This is a genomic window from Bacillus solitudinis, from assembly GCF_002797395.1.
Classification (GTDB): domain Bacteria; phylum Bacillota; class Bacilli; order Bacillales; family Bacillaceae_D; genus Halalkalibacter_A; species Halalkalibacter_A solitudinis.
The window spans coordinates 2,285,496-2,302,145 of sequence record NZ_KZ454943.1 but is presented as its reverse complement, the minus strand read 5'-3'; the positions used below and the strand labels follow the sequence as shown (position 1 = coordinate 2,302,145).

Annotated in this window: 21 protein-coding genes and 11 tRNA genes; 3 read left to right on the top strand and 29 right to left on the bottom strand. The window is 39.0% G+C overall.

The window, feature by feature from the left end; translation table 11 throughout:
• Positions 1 to 101 precede the first annotated feature (101 nt).
• From CEF19_RS11105 to CEF19_RS11050, 12 genes are all read right to left on the bottom strand, one after another.
• Positions 102 to 178 (bottom strand) — tRNA-Ile (locus tag CEF19_RS11105).
• 51 nt (positions 179 to 229) lie between these two features.
• Positions 230 to 303, bottom strand: a tRNA-Gly gene (locus tag CEF19_RS11100).
• 18 nt (positions 304 to 321) lie between these two features.
• Positions 322 to 398, bottom strand: a tRNA-Pro gene (locus tag CEF19_RS11095).
• Between the two features lie 29 nt (positions 399 to 427).
• Positions 428 to 504: transfer RNA gene (locus CEF19_RS11090), tRNA-Arg, on the bottom strand.
• A 5-nt stretch (positions 505 to 509) separates the two neighbouring features.
• A tRNA-Leu gene (locus tag CEF19_RS11085) sits at positions 510 to 596 on the bottom strand.
• A gap of 48 nt (positions 597 to 644) precedes the next feature.
• Positions 645 to 726: transfer RNA gene (locus CEF19_RS11080), tRNA-Leu, on the bottom strand.
• Positions 727 to 741: 15 nt separating this feature from the next.
• Positions 742 to 818: transfer RNA gene (locus CEF19_RS11075), tRNA-Asp, on the bottom strand.
• A gap of 7 nt (positions 819 to 825) precedes the next feature.
• Positions 826 to 901: transfer RNA gene (locus tag CEF19_RS11070), tRNA-Val, on the bottom strand.
• A gap of 22 nt (positions 902 to 923) precedes the next feature.
• A tRNA-Glu gene (locus tag CEF19_RS11065) sits at positions 924 to 998 on the bottom strand.
• Between the two features lie 7 nt (positions 999 to 1,005).
• Positions 1,006 to 1,096 (bottom strand) — tRNA-Ser (locus tag CEF19_RS11060).
• Between the two features lies 1 nt (position 1,097).
• Positions 1,098 to 1,172, bottom strand: a tRNA-Asn gene (locus CEF19_RS11055).
• Positions 1,173 to 1,300: 128 nt separating this feature from the next.
• Entirely contained in the window at positions 1,301 to 1,753 is a 453-nt protein-coding gene (locus CEF19_RS11050) for a SprT family protein (protein ID WP_100406118.1), read from the bottom strand.
• 281 nt (positions 1,754 to 2,034) lie between these two features.
• On the opposite strand from CEF19_RS11050, the gene cmpA reads away from it, so the two are divergent.
• Positions 2,035 to 2,184, top strand: a complete 150-nt coding sequence (gene cmpA, locus CEF19_RS11045; protein WP_100406117.1) for a cortex morphogenetic protein CmpA — start codon at positions 2,035 to 2,037, stop codon at positions 2,182 to 2,184.
• 18 nt (positions 2,185 to 2,202) lie between these two features.
• Here cmpA and CEF19_RS11040 read toward each other — a convergent pair whose 3' ends face one another.
• From CEF19_RS11040 to acpS, 14 genes are all read right to left on the bottom strand, one after another.
• Complete coding sequence (locus CEF19_RS11040; protein WP_100406116.1) at positions 2,203 to 4,383, bottom strand: Tex family protein; 2,181 nt, start codon at positions 4,381 to 4,383, stop codon at positions 2,203 to 2,205.
• A 143-nt stretch (positions 4,384 to 4,526) separates the two neighbouring features.
• Positions 4,527 to 5,132, bottom strand: a complete 606-nt coding sequence (locus CEF19_RS11035; RefSeq protein WP_227521969.1) for a PP2C family serine/threonine-protein phosphatase — start codon at positions 5,130 to 5,132, stop codon at positions 4,527 to 4,529.
• The gene (gene sigB / locus CEF19_RS11030) at positions 5,129 to 5,914 is read right to left on the bottom strand and encodes an RNA polymerase sigma factor SigB (protein ID WP_100406114.1); all 786 of its coding nucleotides are present in this window, start codon (positions 5,912 to 5,914) and stop codon (positions 5,129 to 5,131) included. The genes CEF19_RS11035 and sigB overlap by 4 nt, the downstream gene beginning before the upstream one ends.
• Positions 5,880 to 6,362 carry an anti-sigma B factor RsbW gene (gene rsbW / locus CEF19_RS11025; protein ID WP_100406113.1) on the bottom strand — a complete coding sequence of 161 codons (483 nt, stop codon included), beginning with the start codon at positions 6,360 to 6,362 and terminating at the stop codon, positions 5,880 to 5,882. The genes sigB and rsbW overlap by 35 nt, the downstream gene beginning before the upstream one ends.
• Positions 6,359 to 6,691, bottom strand: a complete 333-nt coding sequence (locus CEF19_RS11020; RefSeq protein WP_100406112.1) for an STAS domain-containing protein — start codon at positions 6,689 to 6,691, stop codon at positions 6,359 to 6,361. The genes rsbW and CEF19_RS11020 overlap by 4 nt, the downstream gene beginning before the upstream one ends.
• Positions 6,692 to 6,750: 59 nt before the next feature.
• The gene (locus tag CEF19_RS11015) at positions 6,751 to 7,764 is read right to left on the bottom strand and encodes a PP2C family protein-serine/threonine phosphatase (RefSeq protein WP_100406111.1); all 1,014 of its coding nucleotides are present in this window, start codon (positions 7,762 to 7,764) and stop codon (positions 6,751 to 6,753) included.
• 12 nt (positions 7,765 to 7,776) lie between these two features.
• Positions 7,777 to 8,190 carry an anti-sigma regulatory factor gene (locus CEF19_RS11010; protein WP_100406110.1) on the bottom strand — a complete coding sequence of 138 codons (414 nt, stop codon included), beginning with the start codon at positions 8,188 to 8,190 and terminating at the stop codon, positions 7,777 to 7,779.
• A gap of 2 nt (positions 8,191 to 8,192) precedes the next feature.
• Positions 8,193 to 8,549, bottom strand: a complete 357-nt coding sequence (locus CEF19_RS11005; RefSeq protein ID WP_100406109.1) for an STAS domain-containing protein — start codon at positions 8,547 to 8,549, stop codon at positions 8,193 to 8,195.
• 14 nt (positions 8,550 to 8,563) lie between these two features.
• Complete coding sequence (locus CEF19_RS11000; protein WP_100406108.1) at positions 8,564 to 9,382, bottom strand: RsbT co-antagonist protein RsbRA; 819 nt, start codon at positions 9,380 to 9,382, stop codon at positions 8,564 to 8,566.
• Between the two features lie 316 nt (positions 9,383 to 9,698).
• Entirely contained in the window at positions 9,699 to 10,049 is a 351-nt protein-coding gene (locus CEF19_RS10995) for a type II toxin-antitoxin system PemK/MazF family toxin (RefSeq protein ID WP_034631315.1), read from the bottom strand.
• A gap of 3 nt (positions 10,050 to 10,052) precedes the next feature.
• Positions 10,053 to 10,337 (bottom strand): CopG family ribbon-helix-helix protein, encoded by a 285-nt coding sequence (locus CEF19_RS10990; RefSeq protein WP_319830073.1) that lies wholly within the window; start codon positions 10,335 to 10,337, stop codon positions 10,053 to 10,055.
• A gap of 107 nt (positions 10,338 to 10,444) precedes the next feature.
• Complete coding sequence (gene alr / locus CEF19_RS10985) at positions 10,445 to 11,593, bottom strand: alanine racemase (protein WP_100406106.1); 1,149 nt, start codon at positions 11,591 to 11,593, stop codon at positions 10,445 to 10,447.
• A gap of 200 nt (positions 11,594 to 11,793) precedes the next feature.
• Positions 11,794 to 12,804 carry a LolA family protein gene (locus tag CEF19_RS10980; RefSeq protein ID WP_100406105.1) on the bottom strand — a complete coding sequence of 337 codons (1,011 nt, stop codon included), beginning with the start codon at positions 12,802 to 12,804 and terminating at the stop codon, positions 11,794 to 11,796.
• Between the two features lie 229 nt (positions 12,805 to 13,033).
• Complete coding sequence (acpS, locus tag CEF19_RS10975; RefSeq protein ID WP_100406104.1) at positions 13,034 to 13,393, bottom strand: holo-ACP synthase; 360 nt, start codon at positions 13,391 to 13,393, stop codon at positions 13,034 to 13,036.
• A gap of 149 nt (positions 13,394 to 13,542) precedes the next feature.
• On the opposite strand from acpS, the gene CEF19_RS10970 reads away from it, so the two are divergent.
• The gene (locus tag CEF19_RS10970) at positions 13,543 to 14,295 is read left to right on the top strand and encodes a rhomboid family intramembrane serine protease (protein ID WP_100406103.1); all 753 of its coding nucleotides are present in this window, start codon (positions 13,543 to 13,545) and stop codon (positions 14,293 to 14,295) included.
• A 61-nt stretch (positions 14,296 to 14,356) separates the two neighbouring features.
• Here CEF19_RS10970 and CEF19_RS10965 read toward each other — a convergent pair whose 3' ends face one another.
• The gene (locus tag CEF19_RS10965; protein ID WP_100406102.1) at positions 14,357 to 14,683 is read right to left on the bottom strand and encodes a metal ABC transporter solute-binding protein, Zn/Mn family; all 327 of its coding nucleotides are present in this window, start codon (positions 14,681 to 14,683) and stop codon (positions 14,357 to 14,359) included.
• Between the two features lie 180 nt (positions 14,684 to 14,863).
• On the opposite strand from CEF19_RS10965, the gene CEF19_RS10960 reads away from it, so the two are divergent.
• Positions 14,864 to 15,349, top strand: a complete 486-nt coding sequence (locus CEF19_RS10960; RefSeq protein WP_100406101.1) for a hypothetical protein — start codon at positions 14,864 to 14,866, stop codon at positions 15,347 to 15,349.
• 35 nt (positions 15,350 to 15,384) lie between these two features.
• Here CEF19_RS10960 and CEF19_RS10955 read toward each other — a convergent pair whose 3' ends face one another.
• Entirely contained in the window at positions 15,385 to 16,296 is a 912-nt protein-coding gene (locus tag CEF19_RS10955; protein WP_227522089.1) for an IS3 family transposase, read from the bottom strand.
• A partial coding sequence (locus CEF19_RS10950) for a helix-turn-helix domain-containing protein (protein WP_198510271.1) occupies positions 16,194 to 16,650 on the bottom strand: 457 nt, incomplete at its 5' end. The genes CEF19_RS10950 and CEF19_RS10955, both read right to left, overlap by 103 nt.

Sequence of the window (16,650 nt, the reverse complement as noted above, 5' to 3'; positions counted from 1 at the left end):
TTTTCGCTTGGCTATTGTTCAGTTTTCAAAGAACTTTTTTGTCGTTTTTAGCGACTTGAATAACTTAACACACATTTTGTTAATGTGTCAATACTTTTTTTTGGTGGGCCTGAGTGGACTCGAACCACCGACCTCACGCTTATCAGGCGTGCGCTCTAACCAGCTGAGCTACAGGCCCCTAGTAAAAGGGCATAAAAAAAGTACTTTCATTAAATTATTTAGTTTTAAATGGAGCGGGTGATGAGAATCGAACTCACATCATCAGCTTGGAAGGCTGAGGTTTTACCACTAAACTACACCCGCATAATATAATAAACATGATGGTCGGGAAGACAGGATTTGAACCTGCGACCCCCTGGTCCCAAACCAGGTGCTCTACCAAGCTGAGCCACTTCCCGATAACTAAAATACATATAAACATAAAAATTGGCGCGCCCTGAGAGATTCGAACTCCCGACCTTTTGATTCGTAGTCAAACACTCTATCCAGCTGAGCTAAGGGCGCATTTTTGGTGCGGTTGAGAGGACTCGAACCTCCACGGGGTTATCCCCCACTAGGCCCTCAACCTAGCGCGTCTGCCATTCCGCCACAACCGCTTAAGCGATTAACTATATATATAACTATCCTTAATTACGTTATTAAGATGCGGGTGAAGGGACTTGAACCCCCACGTCATAAGACACTAGATCCTAAGTCTAGCGCGTCTGCCAATTCCGCCACACCCGCAAATATGATATTAATTGGCGGTCCGGACGGGACTCGAACCCGCGACCTCCTGCGTGACAGGCAGGCATTCTAACCAACTGAACTACCGGACCAACTATATGGTGGAGGATGACGGGTTCGAACCGCCGACCCCCTGCTTGTAAGGCAGGTGCTCTCCCAGCTGAGCTAATCCTCCACACTTAATCTTAAACGAAATTTGGTGACCCGTACGGGAATCGAACCCGTGATACCGCCGTGAAAGGGCGGTGTCTTAACCGCTTGACCAACGGGCCACAATTATGGCGGAGAAGGAGGGATTTGAACCCTCGCGCCGCGTAAACGACCTACACCCTTAGCAGGGGCGCCCCTTCAGCCACTTGGGTACTTCTCCATGGCTCCACAGGTAGGACTCGAACCTACGACCGATCGGTTAACAGCCGATAGCTCTACCACTGAGCTACTGTGGAATATTGCGACTTAAAATATTATATCAGAAATATAAGTGGATATCAACAACTTTTTTATCTTTTATGTCGTCTGTCTTTCAGCGACTTCTATAATATATCATAACGACCATTTCTAAATCAATACTTTTTTAAATTATTTTTTTTAATCTTCCACGGCACTTTCCACAAACATACCGTTTCAAATTAATTTTTCTTTTTCGATTATAAACCAAGCCACATTGTATACAGCAATAGCAATGTGTAGATAAGGTTTTATTTCTTGCCTCTTCATTTACCTGACAATATCTTAAACCCCCAACTTGTGCTAGCAATTGTTTAAAGTCTGCGTCTTGATGCTTATAACCCTTACCTTGTAGATGCAGATGATAGTGGCAGAGCTCATGCTTAATAATTCCTATAAGTTCATCTATTCCAAACGTCTCATAGTGTCTCCAATTAAATTCAAGGTCATGGGATTTCAAAAGATAGCGCCCCCCCGTAGTGCGGAGACGAAAATTAAACCGGGCCTCATGTAAAAAAGGAAGTCCGAAGAAGAAAAGTGAGATTTCCTCAACTAACTTTTGAAGTTCTTTTTGTTCCATTGTAACAATCCTTCTCTCATTTAAGAAATGATGCCTATTAGCCTAAATTTTTAGAAACAATATGCTGAGAGCAACTGCCAGGTTTTAAATCCTCTAAAAATGATCTTCTTGTAGCAAACACACCGTATGTGTAGCCATCGCCTGGCTTTAACCTCAAAAGCTCCTCTTCATTTGCTTCAAAAAAACTATACTTTCTTAATCCTTAAAAAACTTACAACATTGACAAACTCCCCTACATATAATGAGTATACTACCACACTCAAACAAGGAGTTGGCGAAGCATGCCCCTTTGGTTAAGAAAGCAGCTAAGACGCGCTTACGCAGAAAAGAATGGCTATCAAGTCAAGATTCTTAATCAATGTTGGTTTTATTACAGACTAAAAGAAAGCTCTAATCTAAAAAAGGGAAAAGTACAAGAGAGAAGACGTTAACTCCTTCTCTCTTGATTATCAAGAAATTTGTTTTTCCGGTTTAAGCATCGTTAAAGCTACTCGCCCTTTTTTTAAATCAACATTCTCGACCCAAATCGTTACAATCTCCCCCACTCCCACAACTTCTAGCGGATGTTTCACAAAACGATTTGTCAGTTTCGAAATATGGACAAGACCATCCTGTTTGACACCAATGTCAACAAACGCTCCAAAGTCCACAACATTCCTAACTGTACCTTGCAATTCCATCCCAGGCTTTAAGTCTTCTAACTGGAGTACATCTGTTTTTAATAACGGTTTAGCAATTTCATCACGTGGGTCACGTCCTGGTCGGATAAGAGCGTCAATAATATCCTTCAAGGTGGGAATACCAATCTCGAGTTCCTTTGCTAATGCCTCAACACTAATCGACGCAACTTTAGACTTTAACTCTTCTGTACCAATTTCCGATAAAGTGGCTCCTACTCGTTTTAGCAAACCCTCTGTCTCCTTGTACACCTCTGGGTGAATAGCAGTTGCATCTAAAGGATTCTTCGCTCCTTGAATTCGCAAGAAACCAATACATTGTTCGTAAGTTTTCGCTCCAAGACGAGGAACTTTTTTTAGTTGAGCTCTTGTAGTGAATCGCCCTTCCTCATCTCTACGTTTAACAATATTTGTTGCAACAGATTTAGAAAGCCCTGCTACATATTGGAGCAAAGAGACAGAAGCGGAATTTACGTTCACTCCCACTTGATTAACAACCATCTCAACGACAAATGTAAGTTGTTCGTTTAAACGCTTTTGTGCGACATCATGCTGATATTGTCCAACCCCCACTGATTTCGGATCAATCTTCACGAGCTCAGCAAGTGGGTCTTGTAAACGTCTAGCTATCGAAACAGCACTTCTTTCTTCCACCTGTAATTGAGGAAACTCTTCTCGACCTAGGTCAGAAGCAGAATACACACTCGCTCCAGCCTCATTAACTATTAGATAATAAACTGACGTTGGTAGTTCTTTCATTAAATCTGAAATAAATTGCTCCGTTTCACGGGAAGCCGTTCCATTCCCAATTGCAATCATTTCCACTTGATGCTTTTTAATCAGCTCTTTAATTACATTCTTGGCTTTTTCAGTTTCATTTCGTGGTGGCGTAGGGTAGACCACCGCAACATCTTTCATTTTACCAGTGTCATCAACAACAGCTAATTTACAACCTGTCCGATAAGCCGGATCTACCCCTAATACTACCTTATCTTTCATTGGAGGCTGCAAAAGAAGGTGCCGTAAATTTTCCGAAAAAATATGAATGGCTTGTTCCTCTGCTTTGTCGGTTAACTCATTTCGGATTTCTCTTTCAATAGATGGTTCAATTAAACGTTTATACCCATCTTCAATCGCAGCCTCAACAAAGGGAGTAGTCACTGAACCATTACGTTCAATTACGTTTTTATAAATTAATGAAAGAAGTCTTTCTACCGGAAAGACAAGACTAACTCGTAAAATATTTTCCTTTTCCCCTCTGTTCATCGCTAAAATGCGGTGAGGAACAACCGACTTTATCGCCTCTTCATATTCATAATACATTTCAAAGACACCTTTTTCATCCTTGTCTTTGTCCTTTACTATAGTGACCATTCTACCGTCCCGAAACCCAGTCTGACGAATAATTTTTCGTAACTTCGCATCATCGGAAACCCACTCCGCAATTATATCTTGGGCTCCGTTCATGACTTGTTCTATGTCATTCAACTCGTTCTCTTCAGATAAATAATTAGATGCCTCTCGCTTGACATCTCCTTCTTTCGGTAATGAGAACAACCATTTAGCTAAAGGCTCTAATCCCTTTTCTTTTGCAACAGTTGCTCGTGTTCTACGTTTTTGTTTGAATGGGCGATACAGGTCCTCAATCTCTTGCAGTTTTTGCGCTAGTTCTATACTACTTTTTAATTCTTCGGTTAACTTGCCTTGCTCATCAATTAGACGAATCACTTCATCTTTTCGATGACTTAACTGGTTTGCATAATTCCATTTCTCAACAACCGTTCGGATTTGAACTTCATTTAACGCACCTGTTAGCTCTTTTCGATAACGAGCAATGAACGGTACAGTATTCCCTTCTTCGACAAGATTAATTAAGCTTTTTATGTATTTTTGAGCAATATTTAACTCTTTTGCAATGGATTCAATCATTTGTTCTTGGATGTTTTCTATCATTTCCACACTCCCTACAATAATACTCCCCTGATCATAGCACAAATCTTATCTTGTTTCATTCTCTCCATGTTTAGGATTTACCTCCTAAATCACAATACATCCTTGGTAAAAGCCAAAAAAAATAAGCCTCTATAAAGAGAAACTTATCTAAATTGTCCTATAACTAAAGTGATATCGTCTTTTGCTTCTCGGCCATAAACTTCAACAAATTTATCAATTTGTGAAGACGGAGAATTCATAGTTAACATCATTTTATTTGAGGGCCTAACAACCACACCATCTGAATACATCACAAACGCACTCCCAGGTTGAAACCGATAGCAAGTACTTGATACTTTTTGCATGCGCCCAGATAAATAGCCACGAACCGGAAATGGTTGCACCATTGTTTTATCCGGTTGATAGAGTACAAACCCAATATTCCCCACATTGCAATACCAAAGCTCTTGTCTCTCAAAATCAACTTTCACTATCGTTAAAACTACACCTCGTTTATTCACCATCTTCAGGTTACAAGCCTGTACAATTTCTTCGACGGATTTATCGTGTGTGTCTTTAATGATACTCATCGCAGCCTCAGCTGAATGATTAGCCCATTCCCCACTTCCTAATCCATCAATAACTGCACATACAAGATATTCTTCTGTTTTTATAACCAGATGAGCATCTCCACAAAAGGCTTTACCAGATTTCGCTTCTTGATATGCAGCAATTTCTATCTGGTCGTACGAATAATGCTTAATCATCATAAAATCTCCGATGGCTCTATCCTTATTGACTCTCGTAGTTTTTCTAGGGCCCGTCTTTGTAAACGAGATACGTGCATTTGTGAGATATTTAGCATTTCACCGGTCTCTTTTTGGCTTAAATTTTCAAAATACGTATAATGAAGAATTTGCTTCTCACGTTCATTTAAGACGCTAAACGCTTTTTGAAGAAGCATTTGTTGATCAGCTTTCTCAAAGCCATCATCTTCATTCCCCACTAAGTCGAGAAGCGTTACTTCCCCACCTTCTTGGTCCGCATCTAATGTACGATCAACAGATAATGCTTGATAGCTTTTGCTCATTTCCATTGTTTCGAGAACCTCTTCAACGGAAACGTTTAGATACTCTGAAATTTCATTAACTTGTGGTGACCGTTGCAATTCAATGGTTAATGCTTCAACCGCTTTTTTAATTTTTGGGCCAAGCTCTTTAATTCTTCTAGGGACATGAACACTCCACGTCTTGTCGCGAATAAAACGCTTAATTTCCCCTACAATTGTCGGAACTGCAAATGATTCAAAACTACGACCAAACTCATCATCAAACCTTTTTAACGCAGCCAACAAACCTACCATCCCAACTTGAAATAAATCCTCGTCATACTCTCGCCCTTTTGAAAACTTTCGCGCCAAGGCACGAACTAGTGATTCATAATGTTGAACTAATTTTAATTGGGTTTCATCATCTTGATAAGTTTGGTAATGTTTAATCCATTCATACACATCATCTTTATTCTGTTTGTGCGGAAGAGAACTCGTTGACACTTTGCTCCACCTCATCTCCTAGAAGGAACTTTGTCATCATTAATACAACGCCTGACTCGTCAGTAATTTCAACTTTGTCCATTAGTGTGTTAATTAGAAATAAACCTAGTCCACCTTCTTTTAGGTCACCCACAGGCAGCCTTGCATCTACTGGACCTAATCGTTCTCGAATCCCGTCTATATCAAAGCTTTGCCCTTTATCTGCAATAACAATTTCCATCCGGTCATTATAAAGATGGAAAGACACCGAAATCACGCCCTCTTCCTCATAAGCATGAGTCACTACGTTTGTACAAGCTTCTGCCACAGCAATCTTGATGTCTTCAATGTCGTCATACGTAAAACCAAGACGATTCGCAATTCCAGAAGCAGTCAAACGTACAACCCCAACATATTCTGGCTTTGCAGGGATACTCATCTTGATGTGGTCTGCTTGATGAAGATTCATTTTGCTTCCTCCCTTTTCCCAGCATCAATATCTATAACCTCATCTAGTCCTGTAATTGTAAATAAACGTTTAATTCGATCCGATAAACCAGTTAACTGTAAAGAACTCCCATGTTGATGTGTCGCTTTAAACACACCAATGAAAATCCCAAGTCCCGTACTATCAATATATTGAACGTTTGACAAATCAACAGTAATACGTTGACCCTCTTTCTCCGCAAGAGGAATTAGCACTTCACGTAACTTTGGTGCTGTATAAGTATCAATTTCCCCTTCTAAATAAACGTTCTCCATTGTACCCTCTTGTTCCTGATGAATCTGTAAATTCATACAACTTCCTCCTACTCAAACTAGCTTAATAATATATACATACCACTTGCCTAGTACTTTTAAACTTCTCTTCGCAAAATCATCAAGGTGAAATCATCTTTTAATGAAAAATCTTGTAATTTTGCTAATTCATCATAAACAGACTTGACTACTTCTTGTGCAGGTAAGTGCATATACTCCCGGATTAATTGGGTAATTTCCTCTCGTTCAATAAATTGGTCATCGACCCTACCTTCTGTCACTCCATCTGAAAGTAACACGATAAAGTCCCCCGGTTTTACTTTTCTATGATACTCTCTAAACTTTGTTTTACGAGAAATCCCAAGCACAAGTCCTTTAGTAAGTAAATCTTCAAACTGTTCCTCTTGCGCTGAATAATAAAAGCCAGGTTCATGACCCGCGCCAGAGTAGTTAAACTCATGAGCCCTTGGATCGTAGGAACCATACATCATCGTAATGAACATACTATCATCAACATTCTGCTCGACCACACGGTTTAAGTTTTCGAGAAGAGCACCCGGTTGTAAGCGCTGTTCAGGTAAACTATCCATTGCATACTTAATCATAGACATACAAAGAGCGGCAGGTACACCTTTACCGATAATGTCCGCAATGGCTATACCAATACAGTTGTTATCATCCTTAACAAAATGATAGTAATCGCCACTCATTTTATTTGCCGGAATGCTAATCACACCAATATCCAATCCATCAACTGTTGGAATCTCCGTTGGAAGTAAAGTCTGTTGCATGTTTGCGGCAACATCAATCTCTGACTCCAATTCTCTTTGCCGATCACGTAGACTTTGATGCTCCCGGTAAGCAAGTCCGTAGCCTATCATTACCTCCAGTAGTAATTCAAATGAATCTTGGACACCCTCTGGAAGTGCAGGATACAGTTCTTCGAGCACAGAACGATGAATATTTACATACTCCTCAGGCGAAACTAAATTCTCTAGCATCATTCTACTAAATTGTTCGGCTTCATATAGTCCTTCTTCGCTTTTTGAGTTAATAAATGTTTTGAGTATATACTTGTACGCTTCTTCTGCATTCTCAATTGAATATTTCACATAAGCCCTCCTTTACCGGAGCCATTTCGTTGTCGTAATAGCCGTCCCTTCACCTACATGAGAATCGATTGAAAATTCATCCATTAAACGCTTTACACCTGGAAGTCCTGCTCCTAATCCATTCGATGTTGTAAATCCATCTACCATCACTTGTCGCAAATCTGGGATACCGGGCCCTTTATCCTGCGCTATAATTTTTATACCCTTTTTGATACCAACTTTACTATTCGACTCAACCACTTCTAAGCAAATTTCACCTTGCTTGGCATATAAATATATATTTCTAGCTAACTCTGAAATTGCCGTTGTAATTCGAGCCTGGTCTACACTCCCGAAGCCAATTTCTTTTGATAGGGTTCTACCCGCTTGCCTTGCTGCTACAATTCCCCATTCATTCTTGACTTCCACACAGGATTGGATTGTCATCTTTATCCCTCCAGTTCCTGTTGCAGTTTATCTAGACCTTGTTCTAAATCTAATGCCGTGGGTACAGAATGAAGAGTAATACCCATGTCAATTAAAGTAATTGCAACGGCTGGTTGTATACCAGTTAGAACAACCTTTGCTCCCATTAGGTTAGACATATCTACCACATCACCTAAGACTTTCGCAATAAATGAGTCGATCATTTCAACAGACGTTAAATCAATAACTACACCCGAAGAACCCTCGCTATGAATTTTATTTAACAAGTCTTCCTGAAATTGCAGGGCCGTCTGATCATCTAAATCTACTTGTATACTAATCAATAGATATTGACGTAATTTTAATATTGGAATTCTCATGATAACCTCCTGATTTACAAATCAATCATTTTTTTATTGGTCATCTCAAGCGCAGTTGCCATCCCTTTACGCAACGTACTCTTTGTGGGAAACCTACCTAAGTCAATCCCTAAATTGACAATAGTCTGTGCGATTTCAGGACGAATACCTACTAAAATACACGTTGCGCCAACTAATCGCACTGCTTCTGAAGCTTGAATAATATGATGAGCAACCATTGTATCAACTACTGGTACGCCTGTAATATCAATTAAGACGACATGCGAGCGATGTGTAATGACCCCTTCTAGCAAGTTCTCCATAATAAGTTTCGCACGCGCCGTATCAATCGTTCCAATAAGTGGCATTACCGTAATTCCTTCAAAAACAGGGATTAACGGCGCAGAAAGTTCAAGGAGAGAAAGTTTCTGCATCTCAATAATATCTTCCCACGTGCCTGTATAATCATTGACAAGTTGGTTTATAATCCCATCAATCCAAGCCTCTAAGTCAGTAAAGAAGGCAAGTATTTGTCTAACATCATCTTGACTTTCTGCTATAGTCGCTAACATCACCCGTCTAAAGACTTGAAGACCTTTTGTAAAATAAGCTAAAGGCCAACCGCTTTGAATATAGCGATCCGCAAAAGCACTTAATTGCTCATTTGCTTGGTCCTGTTTAAGTGCTACGTTATCAAAAATAAAATACATAAACTCATGATTCATATTTTCAAAGACCGTATTTGCAATTGGTTTTAAATAACTTTCTTGGCCTACCTCAATGAGTTCTTTTTCCCAACGACCCATCAGTGTTTCACGATGTTCATTTATAAATGAAACGATATATGGTTGCATATTTGCTCCTCCAGTCAAAGTTCATCTTTCTTATTATTCCACGACTTGCTACTTGTTGCAATTCTCATCATTTTGATAATAAAGAAATTATAGAAGTTGCTTTTATCCCCCCATACAAAAAACGAGTACTTTCGCCTGCACAAAGGGTATTTGAATCAACACAAATAAGGTGCCACACCTCTAAGACATAACTCCTAAAAACAAGAGGACATACGTTTGGTGCGTACAAAAGATTGATGCAGTTGCAGGAGTTTAGAAACTGCTCTAATTAATTAAACAAAAAAACTTCGTATAACTACGAAGTTCATCTTAACTATTAAAAATCAATTAATCCTAAGCTAATAAATAAAGCATCATTTACACGATTCATCATATCATCATCTAAATGAGTAATTTTATCAGTTAATCTCTGCTTGTCAATGGTCCGAACCTGCTCAAGCAAAATCACCGAATCACGGTCAAAACCGTAACGTTTTGCGTTGATTTCAACATGAGTCGGCAATTTCGCCTTTTGAATTTGTGCTGTAATTGCAGCTACAATTACAGTAGGGCTAAACCGGTTGCCAATATCATTTTGTATAACGAGTACAGGACGAACCCCGCCTTGCTCTGAACCTACAACAGGTGAGAGATCCGCAAAATATACGTCGCCTCTTTTAACAATCAAACGCTACACCCCACTCACTAAGCGATCGAGGGTATTCTCTGCTTCCTCCTCGGCAAGAAAAGCTTCTGAAGCAAGATTCAAGTTAATTTTTGCCATCTCCATATAACCTTGCTGCATCGTTTCGCGAATTTGAGACTTTTTACGCTCGCGAAGGTACATTTTCGTTGCATTTGAAATAAATTCGCTTCGGTCAACGTTCTCTTGCTTAATCACACCGTCCACCTCGTTCAATAAATGTTGTGGTAAGCTTACTACAATTCGCTTTGTGTTCTGTTCTGACACAAACATCCACCCCCGGCATTCACCAACGACTTGAATTTCATCACTTTTTTATATCCAAAAATAATCATAGCACTATGAACACTGAATTGCAAAGGTCTTCTGGACCTGATTTCCTACTTTTCAATCATTCGTTTATATTTATATACTCGGGGAACTCTCGCACCAATCACACAAGGAATTTCATAATTTATCGTGTCAAGCCTTTTAGCTACATCATCCATCGTAATCGTCGCTTCGCCATCCGTACCAATTAATGTTACAGAAGTACCGTTTTTAAGTTCTCCATTTAAACGGACCATACATTGGTCCATACAAATTCTGCCCACAAAAGGAACTTTCTCCCCGTTTATAATAACCTCCCCACCAGCTGTACTGTTCGCACGTATCCAACCATCTCCATAACCAATTGGTATTGTTCCAATCCATTCTTCCTCTTCAGTTTCATACGTTGCCCCGTAGCTAATCTTCTCACCAGCAGGTAACTTTTTTACATGAACAAGTTTACTTTTTAAGGAGAACGCTTGTTTTAATTCTATCGGTAAAAGCCCTTTGATATCTATAGAAGGCGTGAGTCCATACATAGAGATACCGAGCCGTAACATATTAAAGCTTCGGTGAGGAAACCTCAAACCGGTTGCACTATTAGCGCAGTGAATGTATTTTAATGAAACCCCCCACTCTTTTAACCAGTCTAAAATGTTTAAAAACTGTCTATGCTGTATATCAAAATAATCTAAGTCTAATTCATCTGCCGTTGCAAAGTGAGTAAAGACCCCTTCTACATGAAAGAACCGAGAATCCTTCACGAACTGAAATAATTGTTCTGCTTCTATTTTATCTCGCAGTCCAATTCGTCCCATCCCCGTATCGAATTTAACGTGCAATGACAGCTTTTCAGTTGACTTCAGGAACCGTTCTGCAGCTTTTATCCAGTCAAGTTGAAAAACTGTAAGCGTAACATTATACTGTATTGCCCAAGATACGTCTTCAGGTCTAACTCTACCCAAAACTAAAATCGGGGCGGAAATGCCCGCCATTCTTAACTCGATCGCTTCATCTAAAAGAGCTACTCCTAAATGTGTGGCTCCTGCACTTAAAGCCACTTTCGCTACCTCAATTGCACCATGACCATATCCATTAGCCTTCACAACAGCCATAACATTCATTTCTTGCTTCTTATAAAGTGATCGTACAGACTTTACATTGTGCTCTATTGCATTTAAATCAACTTCTACCCAAGTATCACGATAAAATGAAATCATGTTCCCCAATCACCATCCAAACATTCTACATTCTTGCTTAGATTATGATTTCCTCTCTAACTGTTGTCAATATGCCTAATTTCATCCATGAAATATAGGGTGAGCCTCGAACGGAAAATTATTCTTTTTTATGCTTTCTTTTTTTTTTACAAAAAAAAGCTCAGCATCAATTACAAGCTGAGCTTCAAAAAAAGTAATTTCTACTTTTCTTCTGTCCCGTAGACCGAACGAGCAATTGCCATCATTTCTTCCGCATCAAGTTCAGAAGAAGCTAAGAGGAAGTCAACACCATCGTTTGACCACATAATGGACTCATCTGTCATAACACCAACTGTAAATCCTAAATCAACCGGTTCCCCTTGACTCATGTTCATTGGTGTTGAAGCTGGTACAACTTGGCTTTGTTCTTGAATAAGCGTAAATGACTGCTCACCTTTATATTGCATGACAACACGATCGCCATTCTCAGATGCAATATTTTGTGACAATTCGAGCTGCGTACCTTGAGGTGTATACATCGGATAGAGAACTTGCATCGGCTCTGTTGGCTCGGCTAAAGTCGGTTCTGCTTCCATTTGTGCACCAGTCATATTACGTTCCATGTCAAAATCGCCTTCATTAAAGCTCGGATCCAGTTCAAATGATGTAAAATCCAATTGGACTAGAACATCTAAATCTGTGTTCATAATTTTTACCTGAATTGGTGAAAGGTCTTTTTTGTTTAAAGTAATTTCTTGTGCACTTAAATTTTTGTTCTGATAATTTGTATTCGTTTGAAACACATATTCGTTGTCAGTGGCTGTAAACGTGCGTTCTGGATCCATTAAAATATCATGGATAAGCGACTCATACAAATATACTTGACTGCTGTTTGTTGGCCAATCACTTTGGAAACGGAAGCTTTTGTTTAATGCAGGTGTTAAGACAAATACACCATCATCATTACGTAGTATAATTTGGCTTTGGTCTTTGTTCTGATTCGTTAAAGCTACCCGGTAGTAACTTTCACGTTGAAACCAAACATTCACATCGTACACTTGTGGTTCCTTACCTGTTTCTAGTGTCATTGTTGCATCAGCCTTATAGCCAGCCATTTCGGTTAACTTTTCATCCAAATCATTAATGATATCCTCTTGCGTTTTTTCTCCACACCCCACGAGTACAATCGATACTAATAACCCGAGGGCTACGAACCAACTAAATTTTTTCATCCTTTCACCCCTCTGTCTCATTTGACGCCAGAGAAGAGATGACTCCTTCAAGAGACGGCTTTACACATAGTTCAGTCAAGAAACTCACTGAAAATGCTACGACTAGCAAAGAGCATTTCTTAATTCGTTTCTTAATCCTTATAGTGTAATTAGACCTGACCCACTTGAATGGTGTCTACTCTCCCATCCGCACTACAACTATATGAGACAACTTCGGGCAATATGCAGACTAGCTTGACAAGCGTTCAATAATTACTTGTGCTACGGCATAAGATTCACTATGTGAAATTGAAAGATGTACAGAACCCTCAACTGTAGCTAATAACAATGGCTTACCTCTCTCATCACTCAAAATTTCAATATCCTGCCAACTGTATTCCCTCGAGATTCCTGTACCTACAGCTTTTACAAAAGCTTCTTTTGCCGCAAAACGTCCCGCTAAAAACTCAATTTTTCTATTTGGGGAGTAATTATTATACATACTTTGTTCTTTGTCAGTAAGAATTCTTTCAACAAAACGTGATTGCTTTTTTGCTAGTTTTTCAACTCGCTGTATTTCTACAATATCAATCCCAATCCCAATAATCATCGTAAATTCCTCCTGACTTGCAAAATCATATTTTTTTTAAACCGTCGTAAGCTATTTTAAAGACCATTCATCACTTTATTTGCTATACTATTATGTACTTAACGTAGCAGCTAGGCTTTTCATCCTAGCGCAATACTAGGAGGTAACTGATGTTTATTCGAAATGAAAGCTTTTACTCCTTTAGGCGTAATTATCCTGTTATTACAGTTCTTGTTGCTATTCATTTTATCCTATTTATTTGGATGAACTTTCTTCCGGGAGGGACCATCATTGCACAGCTAGGGATTGGCTTTAACCTAGCCGTCGCATACGGTGAATATTGGCGACTTGTTACACCGATTTTTATGCATATTGGTATAGGCCACGTACTTTTCAACTCCTTTTCACTTGTCATTTTTGGTCCAGCACTAGAGCGAATGCTCGGTAAAATGAAATTTATTATTTTATATTTGCTTGCGGGGATTATTGCAAATATTGCAACCTTCTTTCTTGAAGGAATTTCCTACTCGCAGCACCTCGGTGCATCAGGAGCAATATTTGGGTTGCTTGGTGCTTACGTTTACATCGTTATGAATCGTAAAGATTTAATCGATCGTGCAAACTCACAACTTGTTATAACTATTGTAATTATCGGTCTTGTGATGACCTTTGTAAATTCCAACATTAATATTATAGCTCATCTTTTTGGTTTAATCGCAGGGGCTGCTATTGCACCCATTCTACTTATTGGTATTAAGTCGTTTTCAATGCATAGTCACGTGCAGGTTCGTGACACGGGCACTCCCACATTTAACCCTAATCGTTGGAACCAGCAAAGAAAAAACCGCAAGCGGTTGACTCTTATACTATGGGTGGGCTTTGGTATCCTTGTCTTTTTTGGGATTATTAATCGTTTTCTTTAATATCGATTAACATAAAAAGGTGCCTATAAGGTTATTTCTCCCTTACAGGCACCCTTCCTTCTTACTTTAAACCATTAACAAAAACATTAACATTATACTCCATCATCTTAATATATGTTTCTGCCCCGCTACCTTCTAGACCGACCGCGTCGGTGTAGACTTCTCCTGAAATTTCTACGCCCGCATTTCTAGAAACAGTCTCCATATAACGTTGGTCAACCGTTGTTTCAACAAAAACGGCTGGAATCTTTTTGTCTTGAATTAAATCGACAACACGAGCGATTTGACCAGGGGTTCCTTCTTCATGAGAATTCAACTCCCAAATCCCAATAGTCTCAAACCCATATGAGTCCCCGAAATATTTGTATGCATTTTCACTGATAACAATGGTTCTTACCGATTTTTTATTCGGTTATCTATATGCTTTTTTTCACAAATTGGTACATTATTCAGTGTTAAAAAAGCAATGTTTTTAATTGACAATGATTATCATTATACGATATACTAATGATAATTAATCTCGAATAGGCATAAGATATAGATATCGGATTCCAAGGAGGACAGCACTATGAAAAAAGTGATTATCCATGCGCTAAAGGATATTCATACGGTCGTTACAAATAAGCGTAAAATTGGCGGTGCGGTTGAAGCAAAAGTTCTTCGCTTACGTTCTGGAGAGGAATTTTCATTTCCTGTTTTCACTAGTTTAGAACTTACGAACGGGCATTATCATTCAATTGGTTTTATAACAACAGATGGAGAACAGTTTTTAATTCATGTCGATGAAATAGCTCTGATGCAAGGTCTAGAGCATAAATTAATTTGTCAACTCGAAAACAACGTGGCCCGAAAAACGTTGTTAACCGATACCATCCACTATTTGTCGAGACTTTGTGAAATAAATGAAGGCTTTGTGACAGCACCATTCAAACAAGAAGTTGAAGCGCTCATTTCAGATATTAGTGTGACCGAACTAAAGCATCGTGGCTATGAAAAAACCCTTCCGTTCCTTGATGAAAACGTCATATCTCTAAAAAAGAGCATGTTCGCTTAGGCGAACGGTGCTTACCCCTAAAAGTTAGAGTTTTATTATGCAGCTGATTGGCAGGATTGAGTTCGGTATTCAACTGGGCTCAATCCTGCCAGTTTGTCTTTTGATCTTTCGTGGTTGTACCAATAGATATATTCTTCATAGCTTACTAATTCTTCCCCATAATACATTTCTTGCTTTAAAATCCCAAAGAAATTTTCCATTGAAGCGTTGTCTGCGCAGGTTGCTTTATGTGACATGCTTTGGAATACTTTATTCTTCTTTAATGTCCTCACCCATTGGTTGTGCTGGTAATGCCAGCCTTGATCAGAATGGATGGTGGTTCGATAGGTTGCACGATTCTTTATTATCTCTATCGTTTCTTTTAAAGGTTCCATGACAAGATCTAACGTGGGACGTTTCCTAATTTCATACGCCATAATTTCTCCGTTATAAAGGTCAAGAATCGGATTCAAATATAACTTCTCTTCGCCTAGACATTTGAATTCTGTAATATCGGTTACTAATTTTTGAAGAGGAATAGGTGTACTAAAACGGCGTGATAATCGGTTCTTCGCTACTTTTCCAACGTTCCCCTTATAGGAATTGTATTTACGGGATTTCCGCATAAATTTCACACATTTTAATCCCAATTCTCGCATGAGGCGATACACTTTTTTATGGTTGATGGAATGACCTAATTTCTTTAATTCATCAGTGATTCGTTTATAACCATAACGTTCATGAAACTTTTTAAATAGATCTGTAATGATTTCTTTTAAGTTTGCGTCCGAATCTTCTTTGCCAAAATTTTTCACTTGGTAATGATAAGTTGCTTCTGGGATGCCCACGACAACGAGAACATCTTTTAATGGGAAACCTTCTTCTTTGAGTTCGAATGCGACCTTTGCTTGTGCTTTTCGTGGAAGGCACTCGGATTTTCCCGAAAAGCTCTCAACTTTTTTAAGTATGCGACTTCTAGCCTTAGTAATTCATTCTCTCGTTCTAATTCTTCTTCACGCGTCAGCTTTTTATTTTCGTTTTTCTTTTTGTTTGGTTTTTTAGACATACAAGGTCGCCCCTTTGACTTTAGGTTTAGGCCTTCTATTCCTTGTTCATTAAATGTTTTCATCCAGCGGTGAATTAATGAAGGATTGTTCAATCTAAATTGATCAGCAGTTTCCTGATAAGAAGCACCTGTGTGTAGCATAAATTGTATCGTATCTAATTTAAATTGAATAGAATAAGCTTCCTTCACTTTTCTTTGCTTTAATCCTTCCATCCCTTGGGTTTTATAGGCTCTTACCCAATCTTGTAATGGTGTT

Coding starts and splice junctions, on each gene's coding strand:
- CEF19_RS10980 (WP_100406105.1), bottom strand. CDS start 12,804: ATGAAAAAATTTAGTTGGTTCGTAGCCCTCGGGTTATTAGTATCGATT.
- CEF19_RS11035 (WP_227521969.1), bottom strand. CDS start 5,132: ATGATGATTAAGCATTATTCGTACGACCAGATAGAAATTGCTGCATAT.
- CEF19_RS10960 (WP_100406101.1), top strand. CDS start 14,864: ATGAAAAAAGTGATTATCCATGCGCTAAAGGATATTCATACGGTCGTT.
- CEF19_RS11010 (WP_100406110.1), bottom strand. CDS start 8,190: ATGACAATCCAATCCTGTGTGGAAGTCAAGAATGAATGGGGAATTGTA.
- CEF19_RS11020 (WP_100406112.1), bottom strand. CDS start 6,691: ATGAATTTACAGATTCATCAGGAACAAGAGGGTACAATGGAGAACGTT.
- CEF19_RS11050 (WP_100406118.1), bottom strand. CDS start 1,753: ATGGAACAAAAAGAACTTCAAAAGTTAGTTGAGGAAATCTCACTTTTC.
- CEF19_RS10990 (WP_319830073.1), bottom strand. CDS start 10,337: ATGTTTGTGTCAGAACAGAACACAAAGCGAATTGTAGTAAGCTTACCA.
- alr (WP_100406106.1), bottom strand. CDS start 11,593: ATGATTTCATTTTATCGTGATACTTGGGTAGAAGTTGATTTAAATGCA.
- CEF19_RS11040 (WP_100406116.1), bottom strand. CDS start 4,383: ATGATAGAAAACATCCAAGAACAAATGATTGAATCCATTGCAAAAGAG.
- CEF19_RS10970 (WP_100406103.1), top strand. CDS start 13,543: ATGTTTATTCGAAATGAAAGCTTTTACTCCTTTAGGCGTAATTATCCT.
- rsbW (WP_100406113.1), bottom strand. CDS start 6,362: ATGAATCTTCATCAAGCAGACCACATCAAGATGAGTATCCCTGCAAAG.
- cmpA (WP_100406117.1), top strand. CDS start 2,035: ATGCCCCTTTGGTTAAGAAAGCAGCTAAGACGCGCTTACGCAGAAAAG.
- acpS (WP_100406104.1), bottom strand. CDS start 13,393: ATGATTATTGGGATTGGGATTGATATTGTAGAAATACAGCGAGTTGAA.
- CEF19_RS11000 (WP_100406108.1), bottom strand. CDS start 9,382: ATGCAACCATATATCGTTTCATTTATAAATGAACATCGTGAAACACTG.
- CEF19_RS11005 (WP_100406109.1), bottom strand. CDS start 8,549: ATGAGAATTCCAATATTAAAATTACGTCAATATCTATTGATTAGTATA.